At 70.7% G+C, this 23,167-nt stretch carries 16 protein-coding genes; 5 read left to right on the top strand and 11 right to left on the bottom strand.

What is annotated here, in order from left to right; all coding sequences use genetic code 11:
* Positions 1-118 precede the first annotated feature (118 nt).
* Genes RN743_RS04375 through RN743_RS04360 form a run of 4 tightly spaced genes read right to left on the bottom strand, consistent with a single transcriptional unit; the run spans position 119 to position 5,968 of the window.
* Positions 119-1,945 carry a DUF4153 domain-containing protein gene (locus tag RN743_RS04375; protein WP_310776638.1) on the bottom strand — a complete coding sequence of 609 codons (1,827 nt, stop codon included), beginning with the start codon at positions 1,943-1,945 and terminating at the stop codon, positions 119-121.
* Positions 1,942-3,108 (bottom strand): aminotransferase class I/II-fold pyridoxal phosphate-dependent enzyme, encoded by a 1,167-nt coding sequence (locus tag RN743_RS04370; protein ID WP_310776635.1) that lies wholly within the window; start codon positions 3,106-3,108, stop codon positions 1,942-1,944. Before RN743_RS04370 ends, RN743_RS04375 begins: the two co-directional genes overlap by 4 nt.
* A complete protein-coding gene (locus tag RN743_RS04365) occupies positions 3,105-5,060 on the bottom strand; it encodes a cation:proton antiporter (RefSeq protein WP_310776632.1) in 1,956 nt (651 codons plus the stop codon). The genes RN743_RS04370 and RN743_RS04365 overlap by 4 nt, the downstream gene beginning before the upstream one ends.
* Positions 5,057-5,968 carry a DUF3810 family protein gene (locus tag RN743_RS04360; protein ID WP_310776630.1) on the bottom strand — a complete coding sequence of 304 codons (912 nt, stop codon included), beginning with the start codon at positions 5,966-5,968 and terminating at the stop codon, positions 5,057-5,059. Before RN743_RS04360 ends, RN743_RS04365 begins: the two co-directional genes overlap by 4 nt.
* A gap of 168 nt (positions 5,969-6,136) precedes the next feature.
* On the opposite strand from RN743_RS04360, the gene RN743_RS04355 reads away from it, so the two are divergent.
* Positions 6,137-6,646, top strand: a complete 510-nt coding sequence (locus tag RN743_RS04355; protein ID WP_310776627.1) for a hypothetical protein — start codon at positions 6,137-6,139, stop codon at positions 6,644-6,646.
* Between the two features lie 27 nt (positions 6,647-6,673).
* Here the strand turns inward: RN743_RS04355 and RN743_RS04350 are convergent, their stop codons facing one another.
* From RN743_RS04350 to RN743_RS04335, 4 genes are read right to left on the bottom strand one after another with little or no spacing between them, the layout of a single operon-like run.
* Positions 6,674-8,359 carry a hypothetical protein gene (locus RN743_RS04350; protein WP_310776625.1) on the bottom strand — a complete coding sequence of 562 codons (1,686 nt, stop codon included), beginning with the start codon at positions 8,357-8,359 and terminating at the stop codon, positions 6,674-6,676.
* A 28-nt stretch (positions 8,360-8,387) separates the two neighbouring features.
* On the bottom strand, positions 8,388-8,897 hold the full coding sequence (gene folK, locus RN743_RS04345) for a 2-amino-4-hydroxy-6-hydroxymethyldihydropteridine diphosphokinase (protein WP_310776622.1): 510 nt from the start codon (positions 8,895-8,897) through the stop codon (positions 8,388-8,390).
* Positions 8,894-9,262 carry a dihydroneopterin aldolase gene (gene folB / locus RN743_RS04340; protein WP_310776619.1) on the bottom strand — a complete coding sequence of 123 codons (369 nt, stop codon included), beginning with the start codon at positions 9,260-9,262 and terminating at the stop codon, positions 8,894-8,896. Before folB ends, folK begins: the two co-directional genes overlap by 4 nt.
* The gene (locus tag RN743_RS04335) at positions 9,262-10,047 is read right to left on the bottom strand and encodes an SDR family oxidoreductase (protein ID WP_310776617.1); all 786 of its coding nucleotides are present in this window, start codon (positions 10,045-10,047) and stop codon (positions 9,262-9,264) included. Before RN743_RS04335 ends, folB begins: the two co-directional genes overlap by 1 nt.
* Positions 10,048-10,209: 162 nt before the next feature.
* Between RN743_RS04335 and RN743_RS04330 the strand changes: the two genes are divergently transcribed.
* Entirely contained in the window at positions 10,210-11,202 is a 993-nt protein-coding gene (locus tag RN743_RS04330) for an NADPH:quinone reductase (protein WP_310776615.1), read from the top strand.
* Between the two features lie 24 nt (positions 11,203-11,226).
* Here RN743_RS04330 and RN743_RS04325 read toward each other — a convergent pair whose 3' ends face one another.
* Positions 11,227-12,909 (bottom strand): serine hydrolase domain-containing protein, encoded by a 1,683-nt coding sequence (locus RN743_RS04325; RefSeq protein ID WP_310776613.1) that lies wholly within the window; start codon positions 12,907-12,909, stop codon positions 11,227-11,229.
* Between the two features lie 43 nt (positions 12,910-12,952).
* Positions 12,953-14,383 carry an amidohydrolase family protein gene (locus RN743_RS04320; RefSeq protein ID WP_310776611.1) on the bottom strand — a complete coding sequence of 477 codons (1,431 nt, stop codon included), beginning with the start codon at positions 14,381-14,383 and terminating at the stop codon, positions 12,953-12,955.
* A gap of 134 nt (positions 14,384-14,517) precedes the next feature.
* Between RN743_RS04320 and RN743_RS04315 the strand changes: the two genes are divergently transcribed.
* Complete coding sequence (locus RN743_RS04315; protein ID WP_310776609.1) at positions 14,518-17,670, top strand: PD-(D/E)XK nuclease family protein; 3,153 nt, start codon at positions 14,518-14,520, stop codon at positions 17,668-17,670.
* Positions 17,667-21,311: a UvrD-helicase domain-containing protein gene (locus tag RN743_RS04310; RefSeq protein WP_310776607.1), complete on the top strand. Its 3,645-nt coding sequence runs from the start codon at positions 17,667-17,669 to the stop codon at positions 21,309-21,311. The genes RN743_RS04315 and RN743_RS04310 overlap by 4 nt, the downstream gene beginning before the upstream one ends.
* Positions 21,312-21,329: 18 nt before the next feature.
* Here RN743_RS04310 and RN743_RS04305 read toward each other — a convergent pair whose 3' ends face one another.
* A complete protein-coding gene (locus tag RN743_RS04305) occupies positions 21,330-21,917 on the bottom strand; it encodes a hypothetical protein (protein WP_310776605.1) in 588 nt (195 codons plus the stop codon).
* 68 nt (positions 21,918-21,985) lie between these two features.
* Here RN743_RS04305 and RN743_RS04300 point away from each other — a divergent pair, with 68 nt between their 5' ends.
* Complete coding sequence (locus tag RN743_RS04300; protein ID WP_310776603.1) at positions 21,986-23,110, top strand: M14 family zinc carboxypeptidase; 1,125 nt, start codon at positions 21,986-21,988, stop codon at positions 23,108-23,110.
* The last annotated feature ends 57 nt before the right edge of the window (positions 23,111-23,167 follow it).

Genomic DNA, 23,167 nt, shown 5'->3' with positions numbered 1-23,167 from the left:
TGTCCGCGATCTTCTAACGTACGCTCACGCGCGGGCTCAGGTTCCAACCCATACGACCGGGTCCCGAGCCGAAAGGTTGTCCACGGCACGGCCTGCCAGCAGTCCGTGGCACGGCCTGCTACGGCGGGGAGTCCTCGGCGGGCCCGAGGAGCAGCGTGCCGGTCACGCGCGTCGGCCGCAGCCCTCCGTCGCCGTCGAAGAGCCGGAGCAGCGTGACCTGGACGCGAGCCGTCACCTCCGCCCCGGAGATGTCGAGCCGCAGGGAGTCCGGCGGCAGTTGCACCCTTCCGGGCGCCGTCGTGGTCCCGGAGCGCCCGGCGCGCGCGATGAGTTCGGCGAAGGACACCGTGGCCAGTGCGGCGCCGCCGAGCCGGATCGTCGTTCCGAGGCTGTCCGCGGCGGCCTCGAAGGTGAGGGAGTCGCCCTCGAACGGGTAGCGCCCCCCGAGGAGGTTCCGCTCGAACACGGCCCGGTCGAAGCCGGACACCTCGACCGCCTCGTTCCGCCCCCCCGGCGCCGAGATGTCGACGAACCCGAAGGGATCCGCGAGCAGCCCCTCGGAGGGCGCGAGCCCGAAGTGGTCCGCGATGGCCGTCGCCCGCCGTCCGGCCTCCGCAACCCTCGACGAGGCCGCCATTCCGTCGCCGACCGTATCCACCGTCGCCACGCCGCCCTCGAACCACTCGTCGATGGCCGAGGTCCCGTGCCACGAAATCAGGTAGAGGAGGACATCGTTGATCTGCTGCCAGTTCTCGGGCGGGATCTCGACGGCGGCCGGCGAGACGCGGCCATCGGCCAGCACGCCGTGCGTCGAAAGTAGATCCTCGAGCCGGCCCACCTGGCTCCGTTCGGCCACGGCGTAAGCGGACCAGGGGCCGACGAAGGTGACGGCGCCGATGACGGCCAGCGTCAGCGGAATCCCCTTGATCTCGCGCGACCGCGTCACCGTGTAGAAGACGGCGGCTCCCGCAAGCCAGACGCCGAGGAGGAGCAGGAGATACCGGCGCTCGGTGATCCCGTACTGTTCGATGCGCTGCCCGATGGCGAGCAGGAGCATCACGATGGAGGGGATGATGAGAATCCAGAAGATGCGGGCGTACGTGTCGATCCACGCGTGGCCTTCCCGCCCGCGGCGGGGATGCACGAGGAGGAGCGACAGGATGCCGAAGGCGGCGAGGGCGGACACGAGGAGGCCGATCCAGCCGCTGGGCCAGGTCGTCGTGATCACCACGCGCCCGAGGTAGGCGGTGAGGATGATCAGGTAGACGGCGACGAGCGGGAGGAGCACGTACTGGGCGAAGACGCGCAGGCCCGCCGGATAGTCGTCGCGGCGTTCCAGTTGCTCGAAATCGTCCGGCACGCCCGCGAGCACGAACCACGTCTGGAAGACGAAGCCGAGGAAGAAGAAGAGCCGGCCGTAGTTCTCATCGGCGATGTCGACGTTGAACAGGTTCTCGATGCCGAACATGGCGATCGAGAGTCCGGCGAAGAGGACGCCGGTGTAGATCGCCCCGAGGCCGAACCGGAAGAAGAGCGTGCGGTTGAAGTGCCAGAAGCCGTTGGGCTCGCGGACGCCGACGTAGGCGATGAAGGCGACGAGCAGATGCAGGGTCGCGGTCAGGTGAAAATGGCGCAGGCCGGCGATGTTCTCGCCCCAGTTCGGCCACTGCCAGTAGTAGAGGGCGAGCACCGCCACGCCGAGTCCGCGCAGCGCCCAGTGCCGCGGCCAGGCGAACTTCCAGCGCTCCGCCAGCAGGGTGAGCCCGGTGATCAGCGGGAGGCCGAGAGCGGCGGTGGCGACGAGGCGAAGTTCGAGCGCCGTTTCCGCGTTGATCGCCCGCATCGCGGCGATGGCGGCGACGACGGCGCAGGTCAGGACGACGGGGAACCGCCGCGCCGTCACCCACGCCGCCGCGGCGAGCCGTTCGACCGAGGGGAGCTTCACACCCGGGCCCTGACCGTCACGAGCCGCTCGGCGGCCTGTTCGAGCAGCGCCTCCGTCTTGCAGAAGGCGAACCGCACGAGCTTGCGCCCATCTTCCGGGTTGTGGAAGAAGCTGGATCCGGGGACGGGGGCCACGCCGACGGTGCGCGTGAGCCAGAACGCGAATTCGTCGTCGGGAAGATCCGAGAGGTCCGAGAAGTCGGCGAGGACGTAGTACGCGCCCTCCGGCTTGCGGCACTGGAACCCGGCCTCGACGAGCGCGGGATAGAAGAGGTCCCGTTTCGCGCCGTACACGTCCGCGAGCCCTTCATAATAGGAGGGCGGAAGCATCTCGAGGCCGGTGGCCACGCCTTCCTGGAGGGGCGCGGCGGCCCCCACGGTGAGGAAGTCGTGGACCTTGCGGATGGCGTCCGACAACTCCGGGTGCGCCACGACCGTCCCCATCCGCCAGCCCGTGACCGCGAACGTCTTCGAGGCGGCGCTGATCGTGATCGTGCGGTCCCGCATGCCGGGGAGCGTCGCCATCGGAATGTGCCGCGCCCCATCGTAGAGGATGTGCTCGTACACCTCGTCGGTGATCGCGTAGGCGTCGAACTCCTGGCACAGGATCGCGATCTTCTCGAGTTCGTCGCGGGTGAACACGCGGCCCGTGGGGTTGTTCGGCGTGTTAACGATGATCGCGCGCGTCCGGTCGCTGAACGCCGCCCGCAGGCGGTCGAAGTCGATGCGCCACTCCGGGGTCAGCGGCACGAACACGGGGGTTGCGTCGCAGAGCGTGGTGTCCGGCCCGTAGTTCTCGTAGAAGGGCTCGAAGACGATGACTTCCTCTCCCGGGTCCACGACCGCCAGGAGCACCGCCATCATCGCTTCGGTCGCCCCGCACGTGATGGTGAGGTGCGCCTCCGGGTCGACGTCGAGCCCGTACCAGTCGAGATAGCGCGCGGCGAGCGCGTCGCGGTACCGCTTTGCGCCCCACGTGATCGCGTACTGGTTCACGTCGTCGTAGATCGCGCGCGCCGCGCCGATCTTCAACGTGTCGGGCGACTCGAAGTCGGGAAAACCCTGCGACAGGTTGATGGCCCCGTGTTCGTTCGAGAGACGGGTCATCATCCGGATCACGGATTCCGTGAAGCCGTGCGTACGGCGGGCGGTATGGATTTTCATCGCTCCGAATCTGGCCCCTCGCCCGGAAGCGTGCCACCGGCGTCGGGGGCGTCTTCTTCGGCCGTCTCCCCGCCGCCCTCCGGACGTTCAATGTCCGGGCGCCGGAAGCCGGCCCGCGCGAGCCGCGATTCCGCGAGTTCCGCCTGTCCGCGCAGCCAGCCGAACCAGACCACGTCGCCGGGCTTCAGCATCGTGCCGCTCGACACCGGCTGCTCACGTCTGCCGCGGCGATGCACGAGGGCGAGGGCGGGGAACCGGCGGTCGGCCAGCGTCTCGATCTGGGAGATGCGCCGCCCGGCGAGGCCCTCGAAGATGAGAGGTTCGATCTCCACGCGGTCTCGCCGGAACTCGTGCGCCCAGCGCTCGTGGTCGAGCCCGAGCCCGAACAGCACGGAAGCGCCGCTCTCGTCGACCTGCTCGGGTTCGACGCCCGGCGTGAGCGGATCGATGGCCACGAGGCGGCTCACGCCCGGGCAGCTCTCCTCGACCCGCTTGGCGATGAGCAGGTTCACGCCTTCGTTCGGCGTGAGGGCGACGAGGGCGTGCCGCGATTCGACCCCGGCCTTGAGAAGCGCGCGCGAATCGTTCGCGTTGCCGAGCACGACGCGGAAGCCGTCGCTCTCCGCCGCCCCCGCCTCCGTCGGGTTCGTGTCGATGAGAACGATGGGGGCATCGCCGCCGCGGGCGGCGCGCAGGGTGCGGGCGAGCGCGCGTCCGATGGGGTTCGCCCCCACGATGGCGAACCCGTGGTTGGACGGTTTGCGTACGCCCAGCAGGCGCGCCACGAGCCCGCCCGTGCCGCCGAGGACGACGACGGTGACGGCGATGACGAGGAAGACCATCGCCCTCAACTGGTTGCCTTCCACCTCCATCCCGCTGTGCGCGAGTTCCGCCGCGAACAGCGACGAGACGGCGAAGGCGACGATCCCGCGCGGGGCCAGCCAGGCGAGAAACGCCTGCTCGTTGCGGCTCAGGCCCGCGCCCCGGGTACAGAGGAGAACGCAGAGGGGGCGGATGACGGCAACGAGAACGATCACCGTGACGATTCCGCCCGCCCCGAGCGCCCGCACGTCGGCGAGATCCACCGCCGCCGACAGGAGGACGAAGAGGAGCCCGACGAGCAGAAAGGTGAGTTGCTCCTTGAACTCGACCAGTTCGCGCGCGTGCCGGGGTCCCATGTTGCCGACGACGAGGCCGGCGATGGCGACGGTCATGATCCCGCTCTCGGGCAGGATGGCGTGCGAACCCTGGTAGAGCGCGAGGACGCATGCGAGCGTGAAGATGTTCCGGAGATCGGAGGGGATCGCGCGCCGCATCCTCAGCAGTCCGCCGATGATGAACCCTCCCGCCACGCCGATGACGGAGCCGAGGCCCAGGCGCGTGACGAGGCCGAGGAAGCCGGCCCCCACGTCCCCCGCCGTCGACGCGAGCGCCAGTTCGAACGCGACGACCGCGAGGATCGCGCCGACCGGATCGATGAGCACGCCTTCCGCCTCGAGGATCGTCCGCAGGTTGCTTCGGAGACGGATCCGGCGCGTGAGCGGGTTGATCACGGTCGGGCCCGTGACCGAGACGAGTGCCCCGAACAGCAGCGCGATGCGGAGGCTCCAGCCTAGCGCAAGCATGGCGGTGACGGCGGCCCCGGCGATCGTGACCAGAGCGCCGAGCGTGATCAGCCGGCGGATCGTCAGCGCCTCGCGCCGCAGCCGGTCGAGGTTGAGTTGCAGCGCGCCCTCGAAGAGGATCACCGCGACCGCCAGCCCGACGATGGGATTGAGGCCATCGCCCAGCGTGTCGGGCCGCACGATATTCGCGAACTCGGGTCCGAGGAGGATGCCGGTCGCGAGCAGGAGGAGGATACCGGGAACGCGCGCGTGCCGCGCCAGCGACTGCGCCACGACGCCCGCCGTGATGGCGAGGGCGAACGTGAGTGCCGGATCCTGGAGGTTCACGACGCGGCGGTTTGCTCCATCGCGAGGAGGAAGTTCGTGAAGCCCTCGTCGTAGTCGGAGAGGCCGTTCTGCCCCGTGAGCTTCATGCGGGCGTCGTAGGCGTTCTTCATCAGCGGACCCACGACGCCGCTCACCGGACCCTCCGCCGGGTGGCGCACGGCGAACGCGTCCTTCAACTCCTCCCGGAGTCCGAGGTCGTCGAGGAGGCCGTTGTAGGCGGCGGCGTCCCGCTCCGCCAGCACCCAGAGGTGGCGGTCCAGGCGTTCGGCGTGCGCCGACTGCTCGAGGACCGGTTCACCCGAACGCACGAGGGCGAGATAGCCGAGCACCTGCGCCTCGACCTCCTTCAGGTATCCCTTGCGGTGGCAGAACTCGTGCGCGATCACATGGGGCTCGAAGATGCCCGTGCTCCTGAAGATCGCGACGTCTCCCGTCAGCGGGTCGGCCGCCCCGAGCGCGAAGGGAAAGACGATCTGCGCGAGCATGAACTCCCGGACCTGCGAACTCGTCTCCAGGCGCTGGCCGGTGAGTTCCGCGAGGAAGTCAGTGAGGCACAGGTCGACCTGCTTCGCCAGTTCCTTCCGCGGCGTATCCATCGGCACGTAGTTTGCGTTCAGCCGCTCCACGAGACCTTCGACATCGCGTCGCCGCTCCTCCTCCGGCGCGGCTGGCGGGGAGAGCGGGTCGAAACCGAACGCAGCCTCGAAGTCCACGCGGCGGGCGTCCGCCCGAACCGCCCAGTCGATGAGCGCGCTGCCCGCGTACACGCCGAGCGCGGCCGCCTGCACCGCGCGTCCGGCCGGGCTCAGACCGAAGAGCACCCGCGCCGCGACGGGGGCGGCGAGAAGGAGGTCGGAAGGCGCGACCGGGAGGTACGTCGCCAGGTTGGGGATGCGGAGTCTTTCCATGGGTCCTCGTACGGGGGTCGGTGGACGAAAGTTCGGGATCGACGGGCCGGGTGCAACCGTCCGGCCCTTCGCGGCGTCCCACTCCTGTCGAAGGCGGGGAGGAGACCGGGACCGATGGCGGGGAGGAGGCGGAGGCCGATGGCGGGAATGAGAGACGGAGGGGGGTACATGCGTCGAAGCGGACCGGGATCGCTTGTCGTCCTGTTCGGAGTCGTCCTGTGCGGGGCACCGCTCGCCGCGCAGGAGGTCAAGGCCGGGGGTCAGGTCACCTTCGGCGACGACGCCGACTTCGGCATCGGCCCGCGCGTGCAGATGTCGCTGCCCTGGATCGCTCCCGGGATCCGGGTGGCCGGTTCCTTCGACTACTTCTTCCCGGACTCGGGTCTCGGCGACCCCGGCGGCGATTACGATTACCACGAACTCAACTTCAACGTCCTCGGGGACCTCTCGTTCCGCGACGTGACGAACCTCGTCCCCTATGTCGGCGGCGGGCTGAACGTGGTCTGGCAATCGGTCCCATCGGACGGGGCGGCGGATCCTGACGAGCGGCTCTTCGGGATGAACCTCGTTGCGGGCTTCCGGTTTCCGCTCGAGGGGTTCACGCCCTTCGTCGAGGCGAGGTACGAACTCGAGGGAGGACAGCAACTCCTCATCGCCGGCGGCATTCTCCTACCCTAGCGGCGCCCTTCCACCCTGGAAGGGCTGCTAGAATCGTAAGCCGCCACCGGCGCTGAAGGCCCACCTCGATCTTTCGCTGTCGCCGATCCCGCCGCCGAAGCGGTAGCCGATATTGAGGTTCGTTACCTGCGCGAAAGAAGAGAGCGGGGACCCTCCGAACACAGTTATTCCGACGTTCCCGCCCAACCTCCGATCCTGGTCCGGATACCAGGCGCCTCCATAGTCGACGAACGCGCCCACGCCGAGCCCGAACAGGTTGTAGAAGTTGTCCACCAGGTAGGAGCGATGTTCGAGCGTGGCCCGCATCGTGCGAGTCCCGACGAAGGCGTGCGGACCCCAGAGTCGCGGCAATACCTGGAAGCCGATGTCGTGCTCGGAGCCGGGGCGAGGCCTTTCCTGAATCCCCGCGGACGCTTGCAGGAACGTCGTATTCCGCTCCGTCTCCCGAACCGCCGCCGTTCCCGTGCCGAAGACGTAGCCGGAGTCGAGGCCCGCCGAGTTGAAGAGGCCGCCGCCGTCAAGCGCACCCTTGAGAATCGCCGGGCCCGCTCGCCTTCCGGACGACAGGAGGAGGCGCGTTCCGATGCCCGTCGACCTGTATCCCAGCCGTTCGTGCGCGAGCTTGAAGGACACCCACACGCGGTCGCTGAGGTCCTGGTCTTCCTCCGAGAATCCGTTGAAGCGTTCCACGCGCTCGAAGCGGGCGCGTCGCCACTCGGCATACACGCCGATGAGGCCGTACACCGAGTCCGGCACCGTGGCGTCCAGGCTGTCCAGGTTGACGCCGGGATGTTCGATCCGGAGGTGCTCTTCGTGCCGGACCTCGAGCGTCGCCCCGATGCGGAAGACCTCCCGTGGATTCGCGACCGGCGCGATCGCCCCGGTCAGGCGGTGGATCTGGGCTCGCCGCCGCCATTCGATCGTCTGGAGGTCGTCGGGGTTGTGCCGCACATACTGCGGGATCCGTCCACGGAAGTCCCGCCCCTCGTAGTAGAACGCCGAGCGGTCCGAGAGCGCGCGGAAAGGACTCGACAGGTACCACGCGAGGACATCGCGGTCCGACAGGTTCAGCCACGTCGCGTTGGCCGCGAGCCGGGTGGAGGCCAGCCGATTCGAAGTCAGCCGGAGGTCCATTCCGTCGCGGTCGGTTTCGCGGACGTACCACACCCGCATGGCGTTTCCGCTGCCCGCGAGGTTGATCTCGGTGACCCCGAAGGTGCCCGTCAGCGTGCCGTCCGCTGCGAGTCGCCCCGTGAAGCGGGGCTGAAGGCTCCACGCGTCGCGCGTTCTCACGTTCAGCGCGAGTCTTCCGTCGACCCGCGTCGAATCCACCCGGACCCGGCGAAAGAGGCCGAGGCGCCGGAGGTTTCGTTCGCTCTCGGCGGCCAGGAGCGAGTCGTAGGGCGTCCCCGGCCCCAGGAGCAGTTCACGGCGGATGACCCAGGGCTGTGTCGTGCCGTGCAATCCGTTGCCGAGCCGGTAGATGATGTTTCCGGCGGCGGCTTCCTCCGGGAAGACGTCCTGCCGGCTGATGACGATGGTGTCGATGGTCGTGGTCGCGGTGCTGCCGGTCCCCCCGGCGGGAGGGGATGCCTGCGCGTGCACCGCGGGTGCGGCGACGATGCCCAGAAGAAGCAGGGTGTGGGCGACGTTCTTGCCCCGGACCGGGGCTCGGCGGGTCCCCCGGATCGGGGGCGCCGTGGACGGAATCATGGGGCCGGAAGGTACGGTCGCGCGGGGTTCACGGCCACCGGACATCGTCGCGTCTCGCGAGCCCCGGTTCGTCGCGGAAAGGGGCCGCGATTTGACCCAGGGTGAGTCCGAGGCGGGGATGCCGGAACTCCGGCGCCACATCCGCGAGGGGCACCGCCAGATGCGCCCGCGTCGGGATCTCCGGGTCGGGCAGCTTCAGCTCGTCCTGATCGACGACCAGACCCTGCACGGCGGCGATGTCGATGTCGATCGTGCGGGGGGCGTTGGGGTCGGCGGTCCGGACACGTCCCAGGCGGCGCTCCAGCGGCCGGATGACCTCGAACTTCAGTTCTCCCGGGGAGAGGTCGGTCGTGATGCGCACGGCCGCGTTCAGGAAGCGGGGCATCCCCGGGTTCCCGACCGGGTCCGCTTCGTAGATGGGCGATGCTCCCTCGATGCCCAGCAGTTCGTCGAGCGCTTCGAGGGCCGCGACGATGTTCCGCTCGGGATCGATGTTCGAGCCCAGCGTGAGGAGGATGGCGCGGGGGGAGGCGTTCACGCGTAGTCCGCCGCCGTCCGTTCGACCTCGACCCCCACGGAGCGCGCGTAGCGCAACGCGCCGGGCTTCTCCACGCGGACCTTCGCCTTCGCCGCGCCGAAGTCGACGATTGCGATCCGCGCGATCTGGTGCGCGAGGGCTTCCACGAGATACGGCTCGGCGGTTTCGACGTGCGCGATGATGCGCTTCGTCAGCGTCCGGTAGTTCAGCACATCCGCGACGTCGTCGGATTCGCCCGCGGCCCGGGCGTCCACCGATAGGGACAGGTTGATCACGATGTCCTGTTTCTTCTCTCGTTCCCAGTCGTTGACCCCGATGATCCCCCGGATGAGGAGATCGCGGATGAGGACCGTATCCGACGCCATCAGCGCGCCCCTCCCGTCAGCAAATGTTCGCCGCCGTCCACGTGGATTGTCGCTCCCGTCACATAGTCGTTCTCGGCCAGGAACCGCGCCGCGTGCGCCACGTACCGCGGATCGCCCGTCCGCCCGAGCGGGATCCTGCGGCCCTTCTCCCGCCAGGCCGGGTCCTCCGCCGTCTCCCCGGGAGGCGGAAGAATCGGACCGGGCACGATCGCGTTCGCGCGCACCTCCGGGCCCAACTCGCGGGCCGTCAGCGCCGTCAGGTGCAGGAGTCCGGCCTTGCTGACCCCGTGCGGCGCGAACCCCTCCCAGGCGGCAAGCGCCGACATGTCCGACATGTTGATTATGACGCCGGGCGCTCGATGTTCCCCCTGCGTTCCTCGCCGCTCGGTCGCGGTGCGCATTCGGACGGCGGCCCGCTGCGTCATGAGGAATGGAGCGCGCAGGTTGAGCGCCAGTGCGGCGTCCCACTCGGCGACCGTCGCCTCGCCGAAGGGAGTGCGCTCGAAGCTCGCGGCGGAGTTCACGAGGATGTCGAGACGCCCGAACGCCGTGTCGAACACCTCGAACAGGTCGTCGACCTGCTCCGGGTGCGAGAGGTCCGCCGCGGCCGTCGCCGCGTGGCGCCCCAGGGCGCGCACGTCGCTCGCCGTGCGGCCGGCCGCCCCGGCGGAGCTCCGGTAGTGGATGAAGATGTCGCATCCCGCCTCGGCCAGGCCCAGCGACAGCGCGCGGCCCAGCCGGCGCGCGCCCCCCGTCACGAGTGCGACGGCGCCCTCGAGTTTCACGGCAGTCCTCCGTTCACGAGCGTCTCCCCGGCAGCCCCACGCCGGCGAAGCCGGGAATGTACAAGGTTCGAGAACGGATGGGGCGTTGCACGCACGGGCGCCGCGCGCCCCATTGGCGGCACCACCCGCGTCGTGCGAGGGGATGCAACCCGGAGGAGACGCGTGAAAGCGATCTGGTACGAGCGGACCGGCCCCGCGCCGGACGTGCTCCAATTCGGGCGGCGGGACGCGCCCGTTCCCGGAGCCGGAGAGGTCCGGGTGCGGCTGGCCGCCTCGGGAGTGAATCCATCGGACACCAAGCGGCGAGCCGGCTGGATCGGCCTGTCGATGCCTCACCCGCACATCGTACCGCACTCCGATGGGGCGGGGACGATCGATGCGGTGGGGGCGGGGGTGGACGGGTCTCGCGTCGGCGAGCGCGTCTGGCTGTGGAACGCCCAGGGCGGCGGGCGTCCGTTCGGCACGGCGGCGGAGTACGCGGCGGTGCCGGCCGCGCAGGCCGTGCCGTTGCCGGACGGCGCATCCTTCGCGGACGGAGCGGGGCTCGGAGTGCCGGGCTGCACCGCGCACTACGCCGTGTACGGGGACGGGCCGGTGGGCGGCAAGCGGATCCTCGTGCAGGGCGGCGCCGGGGCCGTCGGCCACCTGGCGGTGCAGCTCGCCACGCTGGGCGGCGCCGAAGTCATCACCACGGTGAGCGGCGCCGCCAAGGCGGAGGTCGCGCGGGGCGGCGGCGCGCGGCACGCGATCGACTACCGGCGGGAGGACGTCGTCGGCCGGGTGCTCGACCTCACCGATGGGGAGGGCGTGGACCGCGTCGTCGAGGTGGACCTCGCCGCGAACCTCGAGACGGATGTCGCGGTCTTGCGGGAGAACGGGACGATCGCGTCGTACTCGTCAACCTCCGGCCCGGAACTGCCGCTCGCCTACTATCCGCTCGCCTTCAAGGACCTGCGCATACATTTCGTGCAGGGCTACCTGCTCCCACCCGCCGCCCGCCGCGCTGCGGTCCGGGACCTCACCACCTGGCTCGCGGCCGGACAACTCGACGTGCGGATCGCCGCCACGTTCCCTCTCGCGGAGACGGCATCCGCCCACGAGGCCCTCGAGTCCGGCCGCGCGGACGGAAAGATCCTCGTCGAGATCCCGCTGTAGTCGCCAGCCGACGAAGAGGTCGCGCTACTGCACCCGTTCGAAGCGCAGGTCCCAGACGCGCCCCTGGCTCAGGCTCGCCTGCGTGACCCGGCCGGCCTCGTCGCGCCGGAAGATGAACGTGCTGCCTCCCTGCCTGAACGCATCGGGATAGACCGGCTCCAGCGACGGTCCGTCCCCGTACCGGTCCCTCAGTACGAGCCCGCCGTCTTCGACCTCGACCCAGTAGGTCACTTCCGCCTCGTCGCTGTGGTAGGCGCCCACGTAGGCGGCCAGGTCCGACGCGCTGGGCTCGAATCCCTCCACCGGTTCGATCCTCACGTCGTCCGCTACCGGCGTGTCCATGGTGGCCCCCGGCCTCGCTCCGTCACCGGTCGCCGCGTCGAAGACGATGGACACGCCCGCCGGGGAGGCGAACTCGGTCTCGCTCAGGGCCGCGAGGGACATCCCGCCCGGTCCCATGCCCAGGCGGAGCGCGGCGCCGTCCGCCGTCAACTCCATGAACTGGCCCGTGCGCGTGTCGCGGTATCCGCCCGCGAACGCGGCGACGCGGGCTGGATCGACGTCCGCCCCCGCCGGATCCTCCGACGCCTCCTCGTCGATGGCGTCGCCGAGGTAGAGTTCGGCCACCGCGCGGGCGAGCCCGCCGGGGTTGGCCTCGCCCACGTTGCACATCACCGACACCGCGAGCCCGTGGTCGGGGAAGCGGGTGAGGAAGCCGCGGTACGCCGCGGTGCCTCCCGAATGCTGGACCTCGCGCACGCCCTTGTACTCGCCGACGAAGAGCCCGCCCGCATAGCTGATCTGCCGCCCGGAGTCGAGCATCCCCTGCTCATGCATGAGCCGGATGAACTCGGGCCCGCCGACCTCGCCCGTGTCGAGGTTGCGCGTGAACCTGAGGAGGTCGCCGACGGTCGTGAGCAGGCCACCGTTCCCGTGCACGTTCTCGAACGGCATCAGCATGTGCCATTCGCCGTCGTCGCCTCGCCGGTATCCGATCGAGCGCTCCTCGACGATCTCGGTGAAATCGTCCCGCCACTGCGTCTTCGTCATGCCGAGGGGGCGGAAGATCCGCTCCTGCGAGAACTCGTCGAACGTCTGTCCGGTCACCCGCTCCACGAGCATCGCCTGGAGGTTGTATCCCGTGTTCGTGTAGGAGTAGTAGCGGCCCGGCTCGTAGTTGAGGGCGCGCTGGCGGCTCGCGATGTCGAGCGCGTGCTTGTGGGTGTGGATCCGGGTCGTCCGCGCCCAGCCGTGGATGCCGGCGACCGACCCCCAGTCGCGGAGCCCGCTCGTGTGATGGATGAGCATCCGCACCGTGATGGGCTCGCCGTAGTCGGGCATCTCCGGGAAGTACTCCCGGATGTCGTCGTCGAGGTCGATACTTCCGTCCAGCGCGAGCAGGATCGTGGCCGCCGCGGTGAACTGCTTCGAGACCGAGCCCGGCTCGAACACCGTCTCGGGCGTGTTCGGCAGGTCCCACTCGAGGTTCGCCCTGCCGTACGCGCGGGTCATGACCTGCTGCCCATCCCGCGAGACCGCGAAGGCGCAGCCGGGGCCGTCCGAAGCGCCGTAGTCCGCGAACACCGCGTCGAGCGCCGCCAGTTCGACGGTGCCCGAGGACGAATCGTCCCGGCTCGCGTCCGCGCAGGCGAGTCCCGCGGCCAGCGGAAGGATGAGGGTCCAGGGTCGTGTCTTCATCGTCTTCATCGACTGCCTCCTGACGAAACTGCAGAAACGCGATTTCATGTCGCTATTCCGCCGGCGCCGCGGCGAGAATGCGTGCGGGATCGAGGGGGCGTCCGGCGCGCACTACGGTCCGGATGCGCCTCGTGTTACGGATGTCCTCGAGAGGGTCCGCTTCGAGGAGCACGAGATCGGCCTCGAGCCCGGCCTCGACGGCGCCGCGGTTCTCCTCCTCCTTCAGAATCCGCGCGTTCTCGAGCGTGGCGGCGGAGAGGACCTCTCGTGCCGGCATGCCGGCCTCGACCAGAAACTCCATCTCGTGGTGCAGCGACGCGCCCGGCGCGACCTGCGGCTCCGGGGCGTCGGTCCCGACGAGCAACTGCACGCCGGCTTCATGCAGCATGCCGGTGAGCCGCAGGTACTTCTCCCACGTCCCCTGGCGCACCGAGACCGGGGCCGCGCCCCAGTCCAGGCTTCGCCGCTCCCGATCCTTGTCCCAGAACGCCTTGAGTCGGGCCGGCATGGGGTCGTGGTCGGGGTGTCCGTAGACCTCCGGGAGGTCCATGAACAGGAGCGTACCCCAGAAGACCATGAGCGTCGGGTCGACGCGCGCGCCGTGTTCGGCGATGATGTCGATGAGGCGGCGCGCCTCGTCCGAGTCGAGGTTGATCGAATGGCGGTCGTCGGGGTCGTCGAGCAGGAAGTTGGACACCGTGTAGATGTGCTCGACGCAGTCGAGCCCGTCGCTCACGGCGTCCGCCGTGTGATAGTCGAGGAGGTGTCCGCTCACGACGAGACCGTGTTCGTGGCCGACCTCGATCACGCGGCGCCCGATCTCGCGCCCGGCGCCGACATAGAGCTTGAGCGTCTTTACGCCCCACGCCGCCATGTCCGCCACGAAGGGCTCCACGTCGGCGGGGGTCGCCAGGTACCAGCCGACATCGGGGTGCCAGGGCGGGTTGCCGTCGATGAGGAAGCTGCACCGGAAGACGTTGGGGGAGATCTCCGGGTGGTCGTCGGCGTAGCGCTCGATGAGGCGCTGGGCCGGGACGTTGTCCCCCGTGCTCCGGATCGAGGTCACCCCGTGTCCGAGGTAGAAGGGCAGGACCTCGTCGCCGGTCATGTACGACTGGTAGAGGATGTGGGTGACGTGCACGTGCGCGTCGATGAGGCCGGGGAGGACGAAGATGCCGGCCCCGTCGATGCGCGCCGCGCCCGCGGCGGCGTCGGCATCGGCGTTCAGCTCGGCGGCGGGGGCGACGGCTTCGATGCGGCCGGCCCGGACGAGGACGCTCGTGCCCGGGCGCATGGCGCCGGCCCGGACATCGAAGACGCTGGCCCCGTCGATGAGCAGAGGAGGAGCCGGCGCGCCGCCGGCCGATGGGTCGGCGGCCGATGGCGGTCCCGCGCGACGGCCCTCCCCGCCGCAGCCGAGGGCGAGCCCGGCGCCGGTCAGCGCGGCGCCCCGCACGAAGTCGCGGCGGTCGATGGCGGCCACGGGCGGCTACGCGGAGACGAAGCGGTACGGGAGGGTCATTTCTGAGGATCGTCCGCGGCCCTCGGCGGCGTCAAGCAGTGCATCGTTCGCGGGGCGTTGATGGCGCGTTGCGATCGCGGCGATAGGTTGTGGACATGTCTGCTCCTTCCGCCCGCTTCATCGTCTCCCCGACCGCCGCCGTGCGCTTCGGCGCCGCGCGGAAATGGCTCGAAGAACAACCCTCCGGGGCGGGCGCGACGGTCATCGGCGAGACGCTGTCCGGGCCGCACGAACTGCTGCTGCGCGGGGCGCGGACGGCCGGGGCCGCGATGGGCTGGCGCCGCACTACGCTCTCCCTCCTGGCCCGCGACGTCGCGCTCTCGCGGCTCGCCGCCGATGGAAGGGCGACCGGAGAGGCGGTGGCGCGCGACGCCATCGTGGCGCGGGCGCTGACGGGGCTCGATCGGCGGCAACTCGGCCGCCTGGCCGCGGTGTCGGACACGCCCGGGTTCGTTCGCGCCGTGGGAGACGCCGTGGACCGCCTTCGCATGGCGGGGGTGGCGCCGTCCGGGGTCGCTCCCGTCGACGGGGACCTCGCCGCCCTCTGCGAAGCGGTCGAGGCGGAGTGGAGGGCGGCGGGACTGGCGGATCGAGCCGCCGTCTTCGAGGCCGCGCGGTCGGCGCTCCGCGATCCGGACGCCCGGCGGGGCATCGTGGACGACCGGTTCCTGATTCTCGACGCCCGGATCTGGACGGAGCTGGAGGGACGGTTCGTCGCGGCCCTCATCGAGCGCGGCTGCGACCTGCTCGCGACCGTGCCCGAGGGGGATGACCGCACGCTGCGGGCGCTGAAAGAAGCGGGTGCGCACACCTCCGAGCCCCCCCGGACCGATGGGGCCTCCGTGGGGGCGATCCGGCGCCTTCACGCGAACCTCTTCGGCCCGGCGCCGCCCGAATCCGTCGCGGACGATGCCGTGACCGTGTTCTCCGCTCCCGGAGAGGGCCGGGAAGCCGTGGAGATCGCCCGGCGGCTCACCTCGCTCGCCGAGGCCGGAACGCCCTTCGACCGGTGCGCGATCCTCCTCCGGCAACCCGAAGACTATCGGCCGTACCTGGAGGAGGCCCTCAATCGTGCGGGAATCCACCCCTGGTTCGCGCGCGGCGTCCGGCGTCCGAATCCGGCGGGCCGGGCCTTTCTGGCGCTTCTCCGTTGCCGGGCCGAAGACTACTCGGCGCTTCGTTTTTCGGAGTACGTCTCGATCGGCGAAGTGCCGGACGAGGGGGAGGACCCGGATCGGGTGCCGCGGCGGTGGGAGCAACTGCTCGTCGACGCGGCCGTCGTCGGCGGCTTGGAGCGCTGGGAGCGGCGACTCGACGGTCTCGACGCGGAGCTCGAGTCCAAGCGCGACGCGCTTGAGGCGGAGGACGGCGAAGACCCGCGTCCCGCGCGGATCGATGGGACGCGCGCCAATCTCGCCTTCCTCCGGGCATATGCGCTGCCACTGCTGGCCGAGCTGTCCGAACTGCCCGCTGAGGCCCGCTGGGCGCGCTGGCTGGCCGCGCTGAACGCCCTCGCCGCCCGCGCGCTGCGGCGGCCCGGCCAAGTGCTCGGCGTCCTGTCCGACCTCACGCCGATGGGGCCGCTGGGCCCGGTCGAGCTGGACGAGGTCCTGCGCGTGCTCACGCCCCGGCTCCTGGAGGTCGCCGAACGTTCGCCCGGGAATCGCTACGGCCGCGTGTTCGTCGGGCCCATCGACGCGGCACGGGGGCTCGCCTTCGACGTCGTGTTCGTCCCCGGCATGGCCGAGCGCGTGTTTCCTCCCAAGATCGGGGAAGACCCGATCCTGCTCGACGAGATGCGCGAACGGCTGGCCCCCGGCCGCCTCGAGACGAACCCCGGCCGCGTGCGGCGGGAGCGGCTCGCGTTCAGACTCGCGGTCGGGGCGGCGCGGAAGCAGGTCGTCCTCTCCTACCCGCGCATCGACGCGATGAAGACCCGGCCCCGCGTCCCCTCCTTCTACGCGCTCGAGGCGATGCAGGCGGTGGAGGGCCGGCTGCCCGGCTTCGAGGAACTTGCGCAGCGGGCGGAAGAGGTCTCCGAAGCGCGGATCGGATGGCCGGCGCCGAAATCCCGCGCGCAGGCGATCGACGAGGCGGAGTACGACCTCGCGGTGCTCGACGAACTCGACAGGCACGATCTCCGCGGCGAACGCGCGGTGAAGGCCGCGGGTCATCTCCTCCACTCGAACCCCCATCTCGCGCGTGCCCTCCGTTTCCGCGCCTACCGCTGGGAGGTGCCGCGCTGGACGTGGGCGGACGGACTCGTTCAGCTCTCGGAGCGAGCCGCGGAAGCGCTGGCGGAGCAGTCGCCCGGCGCGCGTCCCTACTCGGCGACGGCGCTGCAGCACTTCGCGGCATGCCCGTACCGCTTCTATCTGCAGGCGATTCAAGGCCTGCGGCCGCGCGAGGCCCCGCTCGGGATCGAGGCGCTCGACCCGCTGCAGCGCGGTTCGCTCGTACACCAGGTCCAGTTCGAACTCCTGACCCGGCTCCAGGCCGAGAGCACGAAGGACCGGCCCCTCCTTCCCGTGGGACCGGAGAACGATGCGCGGGTGTCCGAACTCCTCGAGGAGGTGCTAGAGAAGGTGGCGGGGGACTTCCGCGACCGTCTCGTGCCGGCGATCGACCGGATCTGGGACGACGGCATCGAAGCGATCCGGCAGGACCTGCGGGAGTGGCTGCTGCGCGAGCGCGACAGTCGGTCGCCCTACGAGCCGTGGCGCTTCGAGCTCTCCTTCGGCCTCCCCCGGGACCCCAACCGCGACGCGCACTCCGTGGGGGAACCCGTCGACCTGGCGGTCGGGCTGAAGCTCCGCGGCGCGATCGACCTGATCGAACGGACGCCGGCCGGCGTCCTGCGAGTCACGGACCACAAGACGGGTCGGCACCGGGCCAAGGCGGGCGCGACGATCCAGGGAGGCGAACTCCTGCAGCCGGTCCTCTACGCGCTCGCCGCGCAGTCGCTGTTCCCGGAGCAGCGGGTGGAATCGGGCCGGCTCTACTACTGCACCGCGGATGGCGAGTTCCGGGACCACGTCGTACCGCTCGACGACCGCGCGCTCGAAGCGGCGGGGCTCCTGAGCGAGATCGTGAGCGGGGCCTTCGAGGCCGGGAGTTTCCCGGCGCTCCCGCGGGAGGACGCGTGCCGCTGGTGCGACTACCGGCAGGTGTGCGGGCCCGACGAGGAACGCCGCACCCGGCGCAAGCCTCCGCCGGTCGAGCTGCGGCGCCTGAGGGAATACCCGTGACCCGGCCCGTCGGACTTGCCGACCAGGAGGCCCGCGACGCGATCCGGTACGATCTCGATGACACGCTCTTCGTCGAGGCGGCGGCCGGGACGGGGAAGACGACCGCGCTCACGGACCGAATCGTCGAGGTGCTGAGACGCGGACCGGACACGCTGGAGGACATCGTCGCCGTCACCTTCACGGAGAAGGCGGCCGGCGAGATGAAGCTCCGACTGCGGGCGGCCATCGAGGAGGCCCGGCAGGCTGAGGGCGAGGGGGGCGCCCGTGACCGTTTCTCGCGTGCGCTCGGCCACCTGGAACTCGCGCACATCGGCACGATTCACGGCTTCTGCGCCGACCTGTTGCGCGAGCGGCCGATCGAGGCCGGCGTCGATCCGGCGTTCCGGGTCGCCGCGGACGACGAAGCCGGCCGTCTCCTCGATGGCGCCTTCGAGGGCTGGTTCGAGGGCGCGCTGGCGGACCCCGGTCCCGGCGTGAGGCGGGCGCTGCGCCGTCACTATCGGCGGAATTCGGGCGGTCCGCGCGCGGCCCTGCGGGCGGCCGTCGGCAGTCTCGTGGACCAGCGCGACTTCGATGCGCCGTGGTCCAGACCCGAGTGGGACCGGGAGGCCCAACTCGACCGCGCGCTCGACCTTCTGCGGGAACTCGCCGCGTTCGCCCCCTTGGCCTCCCGCCCGGACGATTTTCTCACGAAGAACCTGCGCCACATCGAACGCGGCGTGCGCGAGATCGAACGGCGGGAGCAGACTCGCGGGCGCGATCATGACTACCTGGAAGCCTGGTTGCGGTCCTTCGTGGGCGCCCGCTGGCGCGGCTGGTTCTGGCGCGGGTTCCGCTCGCGCGATTTCGGCGGCGGCCTCGCGAAGGCGGATGTCGTCGCCCGCCGCGACGAGGTCAGGGCGCAGGTCGAGGAGATCCTGCAGACGGCGGACGCGGACCTGGCGGCGCACCTGCGGGGCGAACTCTGGCCCGTGACGGAGCGGTACGAGAGGGCGAAACGCCGCGACGGTTGCCTCGATTTCGTGGACCTCCTGCTCCGGGCGCGGGACCTCCTGCGCGACAATGCGGAGATCCGGGCGCACTACCGCAAACGATTCATGCGGTTCTTCGTCGACGAGTTCCAGGACACCGATCCGCTGCAGGTCGAGATCCTCCTCCTCCTGTGCGGCGAGGACCCGACGGAGACGCGGCCGGAGCGCATCGTGCCCGCGAGGGGCAAGCTCTTCGTCGTCGGCGATCCGAAGCAGTCGATCTACCGCTTCCGCCGGGCGGACGTGATGCTGTACGAGAAGACGAAACGGCGCCTGCGGGACGCGAATGCCCGCGTGCTGCACCTGTCCACGAGCTTCCGGTCGCAGCCGCGCCTGCAGGCCGCGGTGAACGGGGCGTTCGAGACCCGCATGAAGGCGAGCGAGGACGGCAGCCAGGCGGCCTACGTGCCGCTCGCGCCCTTCCGCGCGGACACCGCAAGCCAGCCCGCCGTCATCGCCCTGCCGGTCCCGAAACCGTACGGACGCTTCGGCAAGGTGCGGGGCATCGAGATCGAGGAATCCCTCCCCGTCGCGGTCGGAGAGATGGTGCGCTGGCTGGTCCGCGAGTCGGGCTGGGTCGTGACGGAACGGGAGCGCCCCGAGGATCCGGTTCCGGTCCAGGCCCGCCATATCTGCCTCCTCTTCCGCCGCTTTCAGAAGTGGGGAGAGGATGTGACGCGCCCCTACGTGCGTGCGCTCGAGGCCCGCGCCGTTCCCCATGTGCTGGTCGGTGGCCGCTCGTACCACGATCGCGAGGAGGTGCTCGCCGTCCGGAATGCGCTCACGGCCATCGAGTGGCCGGACGACCGGCTGGCGGTCTACGCCGCTCTCCGGGGTCCGCTCTTCTCGCTCGGCGATCGCGCACTGTTCGAGTTCGGCGTCGATGTGGGTCCGCTGCATCCGCTCGCCGGGTGGCGGCCGGACGGCGAGACCGGCGGAAACGGACGAAGAGAGGACGGAACGGCGCTGAAGCCCGAACTGCGGGATGTGGCGACGGTGCTCGGGCTCCTCGGCGACCTCCATCGGCATCGGAACCGGCGCCCGATCCCGGAGACGGTCCGGCGCCTGCTCTCGGCCGCCCGCGCCCACGCGGGCATCGCGATCTGGCCGACGGGCGAGCAGGCGCTGGCCAACGTCCTTCGGCTCGTCGACCGGGCGCGTGCGTTCGAGCGCCGGGGCAGCGCTTCCTTCCGGGCGTTTCTCGACCGCCTCGAGGACGAAGCCGAACGCGGGCAGTCCGAGGAGGCGCCGATAGTGGAGGAGGGGACCGAGGGCGTGCGGATGATGACGGTACACAAGGCCAAGGGGCTCGAGTTCCCGGTCGTCATCCTGGCGGACATGACCTGCGCCGCGGCCCACGATCCGCCGTCGCGCTACGTGGACCCGGCCCGGCGCCTCTGGGCCCAGCGGCTCTGCGGCGCGACCCCGCGCGACATCCTGGACAACGCCGAGATCGAGCGGCGCCGGGAAATGGCCGAGGCGGACCGGCTCGCGTACGTGGCGGCCACGCGGGCGCGCGATCTGCTCGTCGTGCCGGCCCTTGGCGACGGCCGAGACGGGCTCGGAGGCTTCTCCGGGGAAGACGGCGAATGGTGGCTCGAGTCTTTGAATCCCGCAGTATATCCATCACGCGGCGCGCGGCGTCAACCGTCCTCCGCCGAGGGCCTGGGAGCTCCGGCCTTCCGCGCCGAGTCGGTCCTCGATCGCCCGGATCGGAAGGGTGGTCAGCGCCCGACGCCCAGCGACTCGGTCGCGCCGGGGCTGCATACCGCTGAAGCGGACACGGACATCGTGTGGTGGGATCCCGCCGCGCTCGATCTGGACCCGGATCCGCGGGCGGGCGATCGCCAGCGCCGATTGCTCGAGGTGGAGAGGGAGGAACAGCCCACTCTGGATGTCGAGGCGGGGCGCGGCGCGCACCGGGAGTGGCAGGCGTCTCGCGCGGCGAGGTTGAAGGCCGGGGGAAGTCGGACGATATCCGTTACTACGGCCCGGGCGATCGCGGGCCGCGCCGCCGAAGCGGCCGATGCCGGCGAGCCGCCCCCCTCCGACGTCCGGGTCTCGTGGATCGACGTGCCGAGGCCGGAAGCCGAGGGGCCGGACGGGGCGGGGCGTCCGGGCGGCGAGCGGTTCGGCGATCTCGTCCATCGCATGCTCGCCGCGGTCCGCCTCGACGCGGACTCCGGCGTCGTCGAAGCGCTGGCCGGTACGCTGGGTCGCACGCTGGGGAGTCCCGAAACCGAAATCGTCGCGGCGGCGGCGCTCGTGGCGCGCGCGCTGGACCACGAAGTGCTCGACCGGGCGCGTGCCGCGCTGGCCTCCGGGCCCGGTGCGGTTCAGCGCGAGGTCCCGGTCTTCCACGTGGGTGAGGCCGTGGCGCCGGATGGAGAGCAGGGCCGGGAGCGAGGCGCGGGCATCGTGGAGGGGGTCGCGGACCTCGCCTTCCGCGAGGTCACCGGATCCGGCCCCCGGTGGACGGTCGTCGACTACAAGACGGACCGCCGCCCCGCCGCGGCGCGTACCGAGTACGAGGTGCAGGTCGCCTGCTACGTCGAAGCGATCGAGCGGGCCAGCGGAGAGCCGGCCCGAGGCATCGTGCTGGCGCTCTAGTTCGGAGATGCGCCGATGCTACGTACCGTACTTCCGGCGATGGAGTTCGGCCGCCCGCTCGGACCACTCCTTGAGCCGGATCCGTGCGCCGAGCCCCCTGCCGAGGGCGTCGAGGTCTTCGGAGGTCCACCGGGCCAGATCGAGGTACGTCCGGTAGCCCATCGCGTTCAGGCGTGCCTCGAAGGTGGGGCCGATTCCCTTGATGCGCGTCAGATCGTCGCGCTCGCGCGTGGCCCCGACGCCCACCCCTTCCACGGCCAGGGGACGCGCAGTGCGCCTGCGACCCGCTCGCGTCCGGGGGAGGCCGGCGCGCCGCGCCGGAGCCAGCATCCGGCCCACCTCGGGGTCCAGCTTCGAGAGGCGGGTGTAGAGGCTGTCCCGCTCGGCCTCGACCTTCTGCCGCGCCGCCTCCGATTCGATCCGCGCGCGCTCCAGCACCCGCCGCGAGTCCTCTTCAATGGCGGAGAGGCGGTTGTCGAACCGACGCTTGAGCGTCAGCTCTCTTCCGGCGATCTGTCGGCCTCGGATCCACCAGCCGACGAAAAAACCTGCCAGCGCGGCCAGCATCAGCCCCAGAACGACGATCGGGGTCAGGACATCCATCATCTTCGATCGGACTCCCGGTTCCGGCGTATTCCCGCCGCGAGGTGACGCGAAGGGGAACCCAATGTAGGGTGACGGAGGACACCGCCCAACCCCGGCGCGACCGGGAGCGGGATCCGGATCCGCCGGCCGGAAAGGAGAGGCCGATCGAGACCCCGCTGACAGCACGGTTCGACGGCATCATGGCATCCCCCGACGTTCCCGCGGGTGCAGGGTGCGTCCTCGGGTCGTCCCGCGAAGGGCGGCCCGTGCCGGGCTACCGCTTCGGGCGGGGGCCCGAGGCCGTGAGTCTGCTCGGCGGCTGCCACGCCGACGAACCGGTGGGTCCGCGCCTCCTGCGTCGTCTCGCCGGCTACCTCGCGGGACTCGACGCCGAGGATCCGATGCTCACCCGCCATCAGTGGTGGATCATCCCGCACATCAATCCGGACGGCGAGCGCCGCAACGCGCCGTGGCAGGATCCCGATACGGCAACGTACGACCTCGGGCGATACCTGGCGGGCAAGGTGCGGGAACTGCCCGGCGACGACATCGAATTCGGCTTCCCGCGCGACGACGCCGATCCCGGCGCCCGGCCCGAGAACCGCGCGGCCTACGACTGGTGGCGCACCTGCGATCGACCGTTCGCGCTGCACGCCTCCCTGCACGGGATGGGGTTCGCCGCGGGTCCCTTCTTCCTCATCGACCGCGCATGGGAGGACCGCTGCGAAGCGCTGAAGGCCTCCTGCCGCCGGCGCGCACGGGCGCTCGGTTACCGGCTGCACGACGTCGAGCGTCACGGCGAGAAGGGTTTCTTCCGCTTCGAGCGGGGATTCGCCTCACGGCCCGACTCGAGACGGATGGCCGCCCACTTCGAAGCCCTCGGCGACTCCGAGACGGCGTCGCGCTTCTGGCCGAGTTCGATGGAAACGCTGCGCTCCTTCGGCCACGACACGCTCACGCTCGTCTCGGAGATGCCGCTCTTCATCCTCCCGGGTGTGGGCGACAGGCCCGGCCCGCCGGATCCGGTCGCCGAACGCTGGAAGCGACGGCTCGACGGCTGGAGGCACGACCTGTCCGAGGGGGCCGCACCGGACGCCGTCTCCGCCGACGCGAGGAAGAACGGACTGGTCCCCATGCCGGTGCGCGACCAGATGCTGCTGCAGTGGACGTTCATCGCCGCGGGGTTGCGTCAAATGCGCGCTTCGGCGTCGTGACCGCCCCGGGCCGCCGGGCGTCCGGCTTGCTCATGATGCGGCGGGCGAACAAGGTGG

Source organism: Candidatus Palauibacter scopulicola (genome assembly GCF_947581915.1).
Classification (GTDB): domain Bacteria; phylum Gemmatimonadota; class Gemmatimonadetes; order Palauibacterales; family Palauibacteraceae; genus Palauibacter; species Palauibacter scopulicola.
Note: the sequence above shows the minus strand (reverse complement) of the source record. Positions and strands in the feature narration are given on the sequence as shown.

Excerpts from the sequence above, each read along its gene's own strand:
- RN743_RS04370 (WP_310776635.1), bottom strand. The coding sequence starts at position 3,108 with ATGAAAATCCATACCGCCCGCCGTACGCACGGCTTCACGGAATCCGTG.
- RN743_RS04360 (WP_310776630.1), bottom strand. The coding sequence starts at position 5,968 with ATGGAAAGACTCCGCATCCCCAACCTGGCGACGTACCTCCCGGTCGCG.
- RN743_RS04355 (WP_310776627.1), top strand. The coding sequence starts at position 6,137 with ATGCGTCGAAGCGGACCGGGATCGCTTGTCGTCCTGTTCGGAGTCGTC.
- RN743_RS04350 (WP_310776625.1), bottom strand. The coding sequence starts at position 8,359 with ATGATTCCGTCCACGGCGCCCCCGATCCGGGGGACCCGCCGAGCCCCG.
- folB (WP_310776619.1), bottom strand. The coding sequence starts at position 9,262 with ATGGCGTCGGATACGGTCCTCATCCGCGATCTCCTCATCCGGGGGATC.
- RN743_RS04325 (WP_310776613.1), bottom strand. The coding sequence starts at position 12,909 with ATGAAGACGATGAAGACACGACCCTGGACCCTCATCCTTCCGCTGGCC.
- RN743_RS04315 (WP_310776609.1), top strand. The coding sequence starts at position 14,518 with ATGTCTGCTCCTTCCGCCCGCTTCATCGTCTCCCCGACCGCCGCCGTG.
- RN743_RS04305 (WP_310776605.1), bottom strand. The coding sequence starts at position 21,917 with ATGATGGATGTCCTGACCCCGATCGTCGTTCTGGGGCTGATGCTGGCC.